The 12,748-nt window shown below is 39.8% G+C and carries 13 protein-coding genes; 7 read left to right on the forward strand and 6 right to left on the reverse strand.

Annotation, left to right across the window (positions count from 1 at the left end; translation table 11 throughout):
- On the forward strand, positions 1-786 hold a 786-nt coding region (locus tag E5A76_RS10860; RefSeq protein WP_262383652.1), incomplete at its 5' end, for a DsbA family protein.
- 91 nt (positions 787-877) lie between these two features.
- Here E5A76_RS10860 and E5A76_RS10865 read toward each other — a convergent pair.
- Both E5A76_RS10865 and E5A76_RS10870 read right to left on the reverse strand, forming a co-directional pair.
- Entirely contained in the window at positions 878-1,129 is a 252-nt protein-coding gene (locus E5A76_RS10865) for a hypothetical protein (protein ID WP_161118940.1), read from the reverse strand.
- A 58-nt stretch (positions 1,130-1,187) separates the two neighbouring features.
- Positions 1,188-1,673, reverse strand: coding sequence for a hypothetical protein (locus tag E5A76_RS10870; protein WP_237459256.1), 486 nt, complete (start codon positions 1,671-1,673; stop codon positions 1,188-1,190).
- Positions 1,674-2,084: 411 nt separating this feature from the next.
- Between E5A76_RS10870 and E5A76_RS10875 the strand changes: the two genes are divergently transcribed.
- Complete coding sequence (locus E5A76_RS10875) at positions 2,085-3,104, forward strand: Preprotein translocase subunit SecY (RefSeq protein ID WP_161118941.1); 1,020 nt, start codon at positions 2,085-2,087, stop codon at positions 3,102-3,104.
- A 204-nt stretch (positions 3,105-3,308) separates the two neighbouring features.
- Positions 3,309-4,838, forward strand: a complete 1,530-nt coding sequence (locus E5A76_RS10880) for a phospholipase D family protein (protein ID WP_053989301.1) — start codon at positions 3,309-3,311, stop codon at positions 4,836-4,838.
- 74 nt (positions 4,839-4,912) lie between these two features.
- Here E5A76_RS10880 and rimK read toward each other — a convergent pair whose 3' ends face one another.
- The 3 genes from rimK to hppD all read right to left on the reverse strand — a co-directional run bounded on the left by rimK (position 4,913) and on the right by hppD (position 7,516).
- The gene (gene rimK / locus E5A76_RS10885; RefSeq protein WP_161118942.1) at positions 4,913-5,815 is read right to left on the reverse strand and encodes a 30S ribosomal protein S6--L-glutamate ligase; all 903 of its coding nucleotides are present in this window, start codon (positions 5,813-5,815) and stop codon (positions 4,913-4,915) included.
- 5 nt (positions 5,816-5,820) lie between these two features.
- Positions 5,821-6,282 (reverse strand): ATP-dependent zinc protease family protein, encoded by a 462-nt coding sequence (locus E5A76_RS10890; protein WP_053989303.1) that lies wholly within the window; start codon positions 6,280-6,282, stop codon positions 5,821-5,823.
- A gap of 163 nt (positions 6,283-6,445) precedes the next feature.
- Positions 6,446-7,516 carry a 4-hydroxyphenylpyruvate dioxygenase gene (gene hppD / locus E5A76_RS10895; RefSeq protein ID WP_161118943.1) on the reverse strand — a complete coding sequence of 357 codons (1,071 nt, stop codon included), beginning with the start codon at positions 7,514-7,516 and terminating at the stop codon, positions 6,446-6,448.
- A 225-nt stretch (positions 7,517-7,741) separates the two neighbouring features.
- Here hppD and E5A76_RS10900 point away from each other — a divergent pair, with 225 nt between their 5' ends.
- Positions 7,742-8,671, forward strand: coding sequence for a CHAD domain-containing protein (locus E5A76_RS10900; RefSeq protein WP_161118944.1), 930 nt, complete (start codon positions 7,742-7,744; stop codon positions 8,669-8,671).
- Here the strand turns inward: E5A76_RS10900 and E5A76_RS10905 are convergent, their stop codons facing one another.
- Positions 8,672-9,151 (reverse strand): glutathione peroxidase, encoded by a 480-nt coding sequence (locus tag E5A76_RS10905; RefSeq protein ID WP_161118945.1) that lies wholly within the window; start codon positions 9,149-9,151, stop codon positions 8,672-8,674.
- A gap of 76 nt (positions 9,152-9,227) precedes the next feature.
- Between E5A76_RS10905 and E5A76_RS10910 the strand changes: the two genes are divergently transcribed.
- The 3 genes from E5A76_RS10910 (at position 9,228) to E5A76_RS10920 (ending at position 12,638) form a co-directional block, all read left to right on the forward strand.
- Positions 9,228-9,770, forward strand: a complete 543-nt coding sequence (locus tag E5A76_RS10910) for a hypothetical protein (RefSeq protein ID WP_161118946.1) — start codon at positions 9,228-9,230, stop codon at positions 9,768-9,770.
- Between the two features lie 226 nt (positions 9,771-9,996).
- Positions 9,997-12,102, forward strand: coding sequence for a protein-disulfide reductase DsbD family protein (locus E5A76_RS10915; protein ID WP_161118947.1), 2,106 nt, complete (start codon positions 9,997-9,999; stop codon positions 12,100-12,102).
- An 11-nt stretch (positions 12,103-12,113) separates the two neighbouring features.
- Positions 12,114-12,638 (forward strand): protein disulfide oxidoreductase, encoded by a 525-nt coding sequence (locus E5A76_RS10920; RefSeq protein WP_161118948.1) that lies wholly within the window; start codon positions 12,114-12,116, stop codon positions 12,636-12,638.
- The last annotated feature ends 110 nt before the right edge of the window (positions 12,639-12,748 follow it).

A 12,748-nucleotide genomic window follows, 5' to 3' on the forward strand; every position in this document is an offset into this window, starting at 1 on the left:
GTTATAATGAAAAAATTAATTTTACCTCTTATGGTAACAGCACTATTAGCTGGCTGTAATGAAACAACAGCTGTAAACAATAAAGACTTTAGCCCTGAGCAAAAAGCACAAATCGAAAAGATTGCTAGTCAATATATTATTGAACACCCTGAAGTATTAGTAAAAGCTTCTGAAACATTGCAAAAACAACAAATGCAAGCTCAGCAACAATCGGCTAAAGAAGCGGTTATCAAATACGCTGATAAGCTAGTGAAAAATGACAAAACACCTTACGTTGGCCCGAAAGATGCGAAAGTCAATGTGATTGAGTTCTTTGATTACCAATGTATGTTCTGTTCAAAAATCGCTCCAGTAGTGAAATCACTAGAACAAGCAAACCCTGATGTAAAATTCATCTTTAAAGAAACACCAATCTTTGCTTCACGTTGGGATGCATCTAAATATGCTGCTGATATGGGTAACTGGATTTTTGCTCATGATGGTAGCGAAGCTTACGCTAAGTACCATAATGCCGTATTTGCTACTGGTAAAGATGAAGGCAAACTAACTAAAGATGATATCAATAGTATTGTGACAAAACAGGGCATTGATATCAGCAAGTTTGATGCAAACAATACATTTGAAGAAAACTACCAACTATTCAGTGAGCTTGGTTTCCAAGGTACACCTGCATTAATTGTTATGCCAACGAATAATGTGACAGCTAAGAATGTTCATATTATCAATGGCTACGATCCACAGGGCTTACAAAAAGCGATCACTGAAGTGAAAAATAGCGTTAAATAATCCCCTTTCAGCAAAGCCAGTCATTGACTGGCTTTGTTATTCCCACAGACGACACATATCAATCTCCCTACCTCTGTCAGATAAACCAATATTAAGCGCCAACAGCTGTAAATGGATCAACTTCAAAATAGTGGCTATGACAACAATCTGCTAATTGTGATTCCACATACAACTCAACAGATTCAATAGATTCTGCCTCCCAAACACACTGAAAAGTATGATCATCGACATAAATCAAAGCGAGGTGAAGTTGTAAATCTGAGGGTAAATTGCTGCCGATATACTGAGATTTAATATAGAATTGCTCTTCATTTGTCATTTTATGTTCACTGGTAAAGAACATAGCTGACCCTTCTTATCAGTTAAAATTAATTATAAGTATAGGTCAGCTTTAAGCAGGATTAATTATGTGCTACGTCTTTTAAGGCACGTAAGTATGCTTTTTCAGACTCAATATACTCCAGTGCTTTTTGAGCACGAAGCCATTCAGGATAAATTAAATCTCTCTGAATTAATAAGTTATCTAAATATGCTTGCACTGAAGAAGAGACTGGATACTTGATCTTTACACGCTGTATTTCGAACAAAACATGAGGTTTATTGCTGCCAATTTCTTTATAAGAATGAAAATCAAACTTTTTCAATTGTGGCCAAGCAGCATAAAAAGCATCAAGACACTTTTGCTCAATGTCTAACCATTCATCTTCCATTATTTTGTACCACGCATAGGACTGACCTAAGCGTTCGTACATAACGCGTTCTCTTTCAGTGTAATAAATCGGTGTGGTGTTGTCCTTAATCCGTTGATCGATGCTTCCCATCGCATTCGATTGTGGCTGATAATTCACAAAACTACCCGTAAAAACTGTATTGCTAATATTATTCAAATTCCACCATTAACAAATGTCAGCATAATGACAAATAATAATAAGTCCTCTTTCACTATTACCCTCACATTAAGAAAAACTGCCATTATCCAAATACATGAATATTCTGCTACACCTTATACAAAATGGATTATTTATATCCATGAATCGTATTTAACATCGCATTATGTGTAGTTTCTAAACAGGAATTGATGACGTTTTAAACAGCAATGAAAGCGGTGTGTAAAATTCCATCGAAAAAACGCTGGAAGCCACGTTTTATAAGGGTTCAGTGCATTTTTAAGGTATCCTATAAGCCCTTAATTTTTGCTTGGTGTTACTGACGGCAAGCGAACACGAGCTTATTAGCCAGACTTATTTATGCTTTACGATCAAAAAAGCCACATTCGTTATCCAAAAGGATTATTCGCAATGTGGTCAGTTTACAGTTTTACCGGCGCAGCCATTCTCGCCTCTATTGTCTTCTCGCTGCTATTATTCCTTTCTATCGATGACGACCCATTGATGAAGTTCCTATTCGGTGGCTTAGCTGTCATTTTTGAATTAGGTAAATTCTTTGCTTGGTACGAAGTGGGCGAACGCAAAGCACGACGTAACTATACCGGCACCCTTTCGGCCTTTACTTTCTATGCTGTATTAGCTGCAATTTCTATCGGTGGCTCCATTGGTGGTATTAACAGTGCAACCAATAAAGCACACAGTGAAGTGAATGTGCAGAAAAGTAAGATCAATGCTTACAACATGCAAATTGAAGCGATCGAAAAACAGATCGATCTTAACAATGTTGCTGCTGAAAAATACATTCAAATGGAGCGCATCGCTTCAGGTGTATCACGTATTCAAAAACAAAACGAAGAATTACGTAAGCAACAACAACAGCTGGCAATGGAACGCGATAGCATTCCAGTTGTGAGTCAAGGCTCAGTATTAGGCTTAATCGATAGCTTGGCAGAAACATTACATGTGTCACCACAATCAGCCCAGCTTGGCTTAGTGGTATTCCTCTCTGTACTACTGGATTTCTTTGCCGCTTTCTTCGTTGGTTTGATTGGTGAAGAGAACCGTTTCCGTCATAAATTCCGTCATAACCAGATGTTAGAAATGGCGGGTTATAACGAAATGGAACAACCTAAGCTACTTGAACACTTTGATCCATCAAGTGTAGGTACATCAGAAATCACGGATGTTGAAGTTAACGACGTAGATGAAATCATCATTGAACCTGAAGTACCAAAAACACCTTATGAGCTTGCTATTGATGCCCTTAGTCATAATAAAGTGAACTGTAGTAAGCGCGCTGTTAGTAAATTCTTAAACATCTCTACTGATGAAGTAGATTCGATTTTCAAGCAATTACTTGATGAAGGCATTGTTAGTAAGAAGCCCAATAATCACTACCAATGGCATGGCGTTGAAGCGACTGCGAGCTAAGCTATAAATGGACACCAAAAGCCCGATATCAGTGATGATTTCGGGCTTTTTTATTGGCTGATTTTATCTATTTTTCACTTTGTTACACTTATTTCTAGATTTGTTTTATCAAATACTGCAGCGATCACATAAACTAACTTTCCTTACAGCGTGAGAGGTTATTCCTCTGTAGAATCCGCCCACCATCATTTTGTAGTAGTACTCATGAACCGTCTAAAACACTATAAAAAACTTTTCACCCATTCCATTATCGCAACGGGTGTACTTACCCTTGTTGGTTGTGCGCAACCATTATCGACAGAAAAGCAAACTAGCTACTCTAACGTTGATAATTTTAAAACCAACCTATACCAAAGCTCGCTGCCTTATACGAGCAAGCACCCAGATAAAACAGGGTTCTACCCACTTGGTGATGGTCAAGCAGCTCTACTGGCTCGTTTAGCAATTATTGAAGGCGCAGAAAAAACCTTAGATGTGCAGTACTACATCTACCGTGACGATGCGACAAGCGGCCTATTAACTTGGTATTTATACCAAGCAGCAGAACGTGGTGTGCGTGTACGTCTATTGCTTGACGACATGCAAAATCGTGACGATCAAGCACTAGCGAGTTTATCGGCTCACCCTAACGTTGAAGTGCGTTTATTTAACCCATTTTCAAACCGTACGATTAAGCCTCTTAGCTTTTTGACTGATTTCGATCGTCTAAACCGTCGTATGCATAACAAAGCCATCATCGCTGACGGTGTTTTTGCCATCACGGGTGGTCGTAATATCGGTGATGAATACTTCTCAGCAAACAGTGACGTAGAATTTGGTGATTTCGACCTGATCATGTTAGGCAAAGTGATCCCACAATTCTCTCGCCAATTTGATGAATACTGGAACAGTAAACCAGCCACACCGATTGAAGCATTAGTGAGTGAAGCACACGAGCCAACGCCAGAGCAGCTAGCACAATGGAAAAAAGCTCAGCTTAAATACATGTCGACTGATTACGCACGTTCGTTGAAGCACCACCCAATGGTGAAGCAATTAATGAACGAAACGTTGCCGTTATTCTGGACAGATGCAGAGCTGCTTTACGATACACCGTATAAAGTCGCAAACAGCCAAGATGATCTACTGCTACATAAGCTTTCAGAAATGATTGCGAAAGCTGATCACGACTTCTTCTTAGTATCACCTTACTTTGTACCTACTGAAGAAGGCGCTAAAGAGCTAGCTAAAGCGGCAAAAAGTGGTAAAAACATTACCATCGTCACTAACTCATTAGCGTCAAATGACGTGTTTGCTGTGCATGGGTGGTATGCAAAATACCGTAAGATCATGCTAGAAGGCGGCGTTAAGCTATATGAAGTAAAAGTAGAGCCGGGACATAAAACAAAGCACAAGTGGCTAAGTCGTTCTCGTACTAGCCTACATGCAAAGACCTTTATTCTTGATAAATCAAAGATTTTTGTTGGTTCATTTAACTTCGATCCTCGTTCTGCTTACTTAAATACAGAACTAGGGGTGATTGTGGATTCCGCAGAGTTTTCTGGTCAGGTGTATAACCAAATCAGCAACTCCCTATTAAAAGATGCTTACCGCTTATCTTTAGATGAGAATGGTGACATCGTGTGGAATGATGACACAACAGGTCAACAATACACCTCCGAGCCTGATAGCAGCATTTGGCTAAAAATGGGGGCTTGGGTTGCAGGTGCACTACCTATTGAAAAACAGCTGTAAGATAACATTCTAATAGCAACAAAAAAGGCGTCCAATGGACGCCTTTTTTAATACAAAGAATAACTTAGATTAAATTAGCCTTTGTTACGAAGTGAAGGTTTTTTCACTGCATTTTTCTCGATGTACTCGATGATCATGCCTGCGATATCTTTACCTGTTGCTTTCTCGATACCTTCAAGGCCTGGTGATGAGTTTACTTCCATCACTAGTGGACCACGATCAGAGCGAAGTAGGTCAACACCTGCAACGCCTAAGCCCATGATCTTCGCTGCAGCAACGGCTGTCTTACGCTCTTCTGGCGTGATCTTAACAAGTGCTGCGCTACCGCCACGGTGTAGGTTTGAACGGAATTCACCTTCTGCACCTTGACGCTTCATCGCTGCAATCACTTTATCGCCGATCACGAAACAACGGATATCAGCACCGCCTGCTTCTTTAATGTATTCCTGCACCATGATGTTTGCTTTCAAACCCATGAATGCTTCGATAACACTTTCCGCAGCTTTACGTGTTTCAGCAAGTACTACACCGATACCTTGTGTACCTTCCAGTAGTTTAATCACTACAGGTGCACCACCTACCATGTCTAGTAAGTCTTTAACATCATCGGGCTTGCTTGCAAAACCAGTAACAGGCATACCAATGCACTTACGAGATAGCAACTGCATTGAACGTAGTTTGTCACGAGAACGGCTGATCGCTACAGATTCATTTACTGTGTAAACGCCCATCATCTCAAACTGACGTAAAACAGCAGTACCGTAAAACGTCACAGAAGCACCGATACGTGGAATAATCGCATCAAAATTCACTAGATCTTCACCTTTAAAGTGGATCTGTGGCTTCTCTGAGTTGATATTCATGTAACAACGTAGTGCATCAATCACTTTCACTTCATGACCACGTTGCTCTGCGGCTTCAATAAGACGAGCTGTCGAGTAAAGTGAACGGTTACGAGATAAAATACCAATTTTCATGACAACTAGCCTTGAGTTTTAATGAGATAAGAAGCTTCCGGGTCAACAATAATACGCTCATGCATTGCCGTACGACCAAGTAGCATACGGAAAGCCATATTATCACGACTTGTTAACGAAATTTCGATTGGCCATTGCTGACCATTAAAATCAATTGTAGAAACAATAAAATAACGTAATTGTTCATCACCGCCAGAGTTACGTACAATACGTTTGTCAGCGACTTTCGCTTCGCAAACTTGTTCTACTTCAGTGTTATTGTGGATTGGGTGAATCCAAAATTTAACCCATGCCTCGCCATCGCGAGTAAATTCTTCAATTTTAAACGTATGTAAACATGAACTACGTGCACCAGTATCAACTTTTACGTGAATATCACTGATGCCAAGGTCAGGTAAAGCTGCGATTTCGCGCCACCCAACAAGAAATTTATTATTTTTGTTCACTATTGTATCTTTATTAACCATATTACAAACTCGCTATTGCTGTAGTAGTAATAAATCCAATACCTTATAAGGATAATACTACAGTATAGTGAGCATTAACCATCTCTCTGACATAAATTTAACATTGACAAAATGCCAAATTTATATTTATGCACAGAGAAACACGTTGCTTAAGTCGTCCTAATTAAGCTTTAGCGTTTAAAACACCACGACGAATTTGATCCAGTTCAATTGATTCAAACAAGGCTTGAAAATTACCTTCACCAAATCCCTCGTTTCCCTTACGCTGAATAATCTCAAAAAACACAGGACCGATCACAGTCTCGGTGAAAATTTGCAACAAAATACCATGTTCATCACCATCTAGCAGTATTTTGTGGTGCTGTAACAACGCAATATTTTCATCGTGACAGTCAATCCTTTTACTTATTAACTCATAATAAGTATCAGGTGTATCCATGAATATCACTTTCGACTCGCGCAATTTCGCTACTGTGGTAGCAATATCATCGGAGCTTAAAGCAATATGCTGAATGCCTTCGCCTTTATATTGTTTTAGGTATTCGGCAATTTGTGAGTGTTCATCACTAGATTCATTGATAGGAATACGAATCTTGCCGCATGGGGATGTCATTGCGCGAGATTTTAAACCAGTTAGCTGGCCTTGGATATTAAAATATTTCACTTGGTGAAAATTGGCTATTCGAGTGTAGAAATCTGCCCATTTATCCATATTACCCGTTTCCACATTATGGGTAAGATGATCGATATTTTTCAATCCTTTATCGGCGTTAACCAATCGTTGTTGATAATCGTGATAGTAGTCAAAATCCACCTCATAAATATCATGTTCACCATAACGATCCACTAAATATAACAAGGCTCCACCGATCCCTTCTATGGCAGGGATATTTAACTCCATCGGCCCAACCTGTGTAGAATAAACAATCGCGCCTTGTTTTACCGCATAAGCCAATGCTGTATCGACATCTTTAACACGAAAAGCCATCGCATTGACGCTTGAACCATGTGCTTTAGCGAATTGATTGGCTTGCGATGAATGCTCACCATTAACAATAAAGTTAATATCACCTTGACGATATAACCACACCGCTTTGTGCTTATGCTTAGCGATTTCAGCAAAGCCCATTGTTGAAAATAAGTGCTTTAACTGCTCAATCCCCTCCGCTGATGGTGCTGTATATTCCACAAACTCAAAACCGTCTGTACCTAAAGGATTCCATAGCTCAGTCATAGCAAGCCTCCTGTTAAAGATATCGATAGCTCTTTTAACGTTTAGCAGTGAGTGGTTTGCAGTGGTATGTTTCACATTAGCAGATTGAATATTAATTAATTTATTGCTGTAACGCCTTATTGCCATCGATTTTACAGCCTGTATTTATCTTTATGATTCAAGCAGAAAGCGTCGCTATGAACTATATTTAATGCTTATCGTGCGTTTTATTATTTGGGTTGAATTATGCATAAACGAGACACTTTTGAGCTTCCTCGAAAAACGTCCTATGTTTATCCTATTCATTCAAAATTACCGCTAGCCCTAGAAATCCGTCGCTACCTTAAAAAAGAATTCGCCTTTTGTGCTCAATATGAAAAAGGCATTATTAAAGACGATGATCCTGAATTTCTTCATCAATACCGCGTGACATTACGCCGTATCCGAGCCATTTTAACCCTGCACCGTTCACTGTTTGATCCAACACAAGTTGAACAACTTAAACTTGCCATCAAAAACCTCATGCAACTCACTAACCTACAGAGAGATCTCGATGTCTATTTAATGCAAATGGAGCATTACTTCAGCTTAATTGAGCATAAACATCATTTAGGATTGGCACGCTTTTTCGATGATTTACAACACCAACGCCAGAAAACTTATAAGAAGAATAAACATTGGCTTAAAAGTGATGAGTATAGAACTACTTATAACGAGATTGCCCTACAGCTAAAACATTTATTAGCTATAGATAATCCAACATCACCAGCAAACATAACAAGCATTAATAGGCTGTTAACACCGCTCAACAAGAAGGTTTTAAAACTTACAACAGCGATTAATACTGAAACAGAAGATAGCCAACTTCATGCCTTAAGAATTAAATGTAAGAAGCTTCGTTATGGTTTAGAGCTTTATGCATCTATTTCGGATCAGATAACCTTGGGTATCACTGCCAAAACGATGAAGTCGATGCAATCCAAATTGGGGGACTTTAACGATAGCGCAGTGCAAATTGATTTTCTCAATCACTATTTAGAGCAATATAAAAAAGCGGGACGGCGGGCAAAAGCAATCAATTTGCTCCTTCATAAAATAAGGGAGCAACACGCAAATAATAAGCAGCAGTTAATTAGAGAAATTATCCAATTTTCTAAAACCGCTACGAATACATGATCATGCTAGTAATTTGACAATATCTGCTTCAATACTCAGCGGTTTAGTCGTCGGCGCATAACGTTTGACAGGCGTACCATCCGGTGCAATTAAAAATTTAGTAAAATTCCATTTAATATTGGCTCCTAACACACCAGGTAGCGCTTTGACTAAATAAGCAAATAGCGGATCTGCCTGTGCACCTTTCACATCCACTTTACTGAACATCGGGAAAGTAACACCGTAATTAACTAAACAACTTTGTGCTATTTCCGCTTCAGTACCCGGCTCTTGCCCACCAAATTGGTTACATGGGAAGCCAAGGATCACTAGCCCCTGCTCTTGATACTTATCAAACAACGCCTGTAATGTTTCATATTGCGGGGTAAATCCACATTCACTGGCAGTGTTCACAATTAGCAGCACTTTACCTTGATACTTTTCAAGCGAAACCATCTCTCCTGTGATGTTTTTCACTTCAAAATCGTAAATTTTAGTCATTCTCATTTCCTATTTATTATTACTCGCTAGGTGTCCATGCTATTCTGTGCGACTCTTTCAGTACGATATTAATGCCATGACAGATCTCAAATCGCTATTTTTTTCACTCGGCATAGAGAAGCTTGATTTATCATCAGAAGATCAATCGCTTATCAACCAGTTCATCTCTAATTTTACGCCTCGTTTTCTCGATATTTGCCAACAACGCTCTGATCGTGCACCTCTCGATTTACTGTTAGGCTTAATGACACAACAACACCAACAGTTGTCACAACAATGGCAAACACAGCAGCAAGCTTATCAGCAGATGCAGTCTGTTTTTGAGAGTACTGTTGGCTCAGATCATGCTTCAAAATTCCAACATCAAGATAGCGAACAATACACCATTGTTTCTCTGTTATGGTTACTTGTTCAAGGTGCAAGTCAGATTGACTATAGCTACGCTAACGAGCAAGCCGAAACAATTTGTGAGCAATTATTTACAACTTCAACAACAACGAAAAATGTAGATTCTCAAGCGGAGCAACTACGTCAACGCTTAATGCAAGCTTACTATCAAGGGAAAAAATCCACTAAGCAGAGCCTATTTAACCAATTAAAGAATTGGTTCAAACACTAATAACCATTAGTATGGCTTTACGATAATGATTAACATTACTTTATTGTGTTAGACAAACAAACTACAAACAGTCAGTAATGTCGGTTACTACTGTGATAAAAGTTTGTAATTCAATGAAATAGATCTTCTTGCAATCAGGTCTATTTAGTCACAACACTAACATCGTTACACCCCAAGTTTGATAACATTGCAATGTTTCTTCGCATTGTTAACACGGAGTTCTAGATTGAAAAAACTATATCTGAATACTTATTTCATCTGTGCCATGTTCGGTGCGCTGCTAAGTATCTTTTTCACCCCATTGTCCTATGCATCCTCAACCATAACTACAGGATGGGTAACTAACCCTCAGCATCCACCAGTAGAAGTACGTTTGATGCTCACGGGTGAAAAAGATCCTGCAAATAATACAGTTCAAGGCTTATTAGAAGTCAAACTTGATAAAGACTGGAAAACCTATTGGCGCTCACCAGGTGAAGGTGGTGTTGCCCCGTCAGTTAACTGGGATATGTCGAGTAACGTTGAAAGTGTTGATTGGCAATGGCCGATGCCAAAGCGTTATGAATTCCTAGGTGTAGAAACCTTAGGCTATAAGCATGATGTCATCTTCCCGCTCTCTATTCATGTTAAAGACATGAACAAGCCTGTGTTTCTTGCAGGTAAGCTAACCATGTCTTCTTGTACTAGCATCTGCGTACTGACCGACTATGAATTAGCATTAGACTTTAATCCGACCAAGCTGACCACATCTACTGATGCGATGTTCTTATATAACAAGGGCTATAGCCATGTGCCTAAGTCATCACCAGCCGTCACACTGGATAAAGTCTCATACGATAAAAACAAAAAGATCGTCACGGTTGTTGCCACTAACAAAGCGGGTTGGACAAAACCGGATGTACTGATTGATGGGCATTCAAAAGCAGTAAAAGACAGCTCTTTCCTTGCACCTAAAGTAACCATTAAAGATCAAACCCTGTACGCGGCATTACCTGTTACCAGTTGGTTTGGTACCCCTAAACTTGTTGGCGAGCCACTACAAGTAACTATCGGTGATAATGACTTAGCCGTTGAGATGAAAGCAACCGCAACAGATGAGCCAGTGATCGTTCCAAACACAGATAACAATCTGTGGGAAATTATTGGTTTTGCATTATTAGGTGGCTTAATTCTTAATATCATGCCTTGTGTACTACCTGTACTGGGTATGAAACTAAGCAGCGTTATTTCTGCTAAAGGATTGGAAAAGCGTCAAATTCGCACCCAATTCATTGCCTCTGCGGCAGGTATTCTAACTTCATTCTGGCTACTTGCGGGCTTCTTAGCACTGATGAAGTTCTCAGGACAAGCGCTTGGCTGGGGTATTCAATTCCAAAGCCCTTGGTTTATAGGTATTATGATCGCTATCACCGCGCTATTTGGTGCCAATATGTTGGGGTTATTTGAAATTCGACTTTCAAGCAATGCGAATACATGGATGGCATCAAAAGGTGATAATTCACACTTAGGTCACTTTATTCAAGGAATGTTTGCAACACTGCTAGCAACACCTTGTAGTGCGCCATTTTTAGGTACTGCGGTTGCATTTGCATTAGGGGCTAATTACATCACCCTATTTGCTATCTTCACAGCATTAGCTATCGGTATGGCTGCACCTTGGTTGCTCATTGCCATTTTCCCTCAACTGGCGAATATATTACCCAAGCCGGGATTATGGATGGATCGTGTTAAAACCCTCTTTGGTTTAATGATGCTAGCAACCAGTGTGTGGCTATTAAGCTTAATGACGAGTTTCTTTAATACCACTGTCGTTTGGGCAATTGGTATTGCCATTATGCTATTTATCTTATGGCAACTTGGTCGTAAGAAAGGCCGTAAAAGTGTCATTATTACAACCGCCGTATTACTGCTAGGTGTAGCAGGTAGCTTAATTGTTGGCAGCCTAACCACCAGCCACTGGGCTAAGCCGTTAGCTGACGATCATCACTGGGCGGTGCTGAATACAGATAAGATCGCTGAGCAAGTCGCACAAGGTAAAACTGTCTTTGTTGATGTAACAGCAAACTGGTGTATTACCTGTAAAGCAAACAAGGTTGGCGTATTACTGCAAGAGCCTGTGTACTCTGCTCTATCCGCTGACAACATTGAGCTAATGCGTGGTGATTGGACTAAACCATCAGATTATGTGACAGGCTTTTTACAATCTCATGGTCGTTTTGGTGTGCCATTCAATATCGTCTATGGCCCGAACGCCCCTGAAGGTATTCCACTGCCGGTGATCTTAACCAATGATGACGTGCTAAACGCTATTCAACAAGCAAGCAAAAAGTAAAGGATTTGCAAATGACATGGAAGTTAGGCCAAGGATGGCTAAAAAACAGCATCATTATCATTCTCGTCATTACCGTGATCAGCATTGCTGTCGATCTTTGGCGTAATAAAGATCTCAAAGTGTCGGTACAACATCAGTCGGTAGAAAAAACCATTAATCAGCACAATATTGATTGGTTAACCAGTAGCTATCAACAACCTGTTGTACTGTATTTATGGGCGACATGGTGTCCTAGTTGTCGTTTCGTTACTCCTTCAATTAATTTGCTACAGCAGTATCAAAACGATTTAAATGTAAAAGTCGCCAGTATTACTATTCGCTCTGGTGATGACCGAAAACTACGAGCTTATATGGGAAGCAAAGAGTACCGCTTCCCTGTTATTAATGACGCCAACGGACAACTCAGCCAAGCATTAGGGATCACCGTTACACCCACTATTTTAATTGTAAAAAATGGCAAGCTATTTAATGCGACGACTGGCGTAACAACGCCAATGGGATTATTAGTAAGAATAACCGCAGCTCATCACCTTTAAATCTGCGCAAATAAAAAGCCCAGCTAAATAGCTTAATGCCGTTCGGATAAGCATCATCGTTTATACCTAAACGGGTACTTGGATGGCACAAAGAGGACTGAACGTGGAAA

This window comes from Photobacterium lucens (assembly GCF_009873615.1).
Taxonomy (GTDB): Bacteria; Pseudomonadota; Gammaproteobacteria; order Enterobacterales; family Vibrionaceae; genus Photobacterium; species Photobacterium lucens.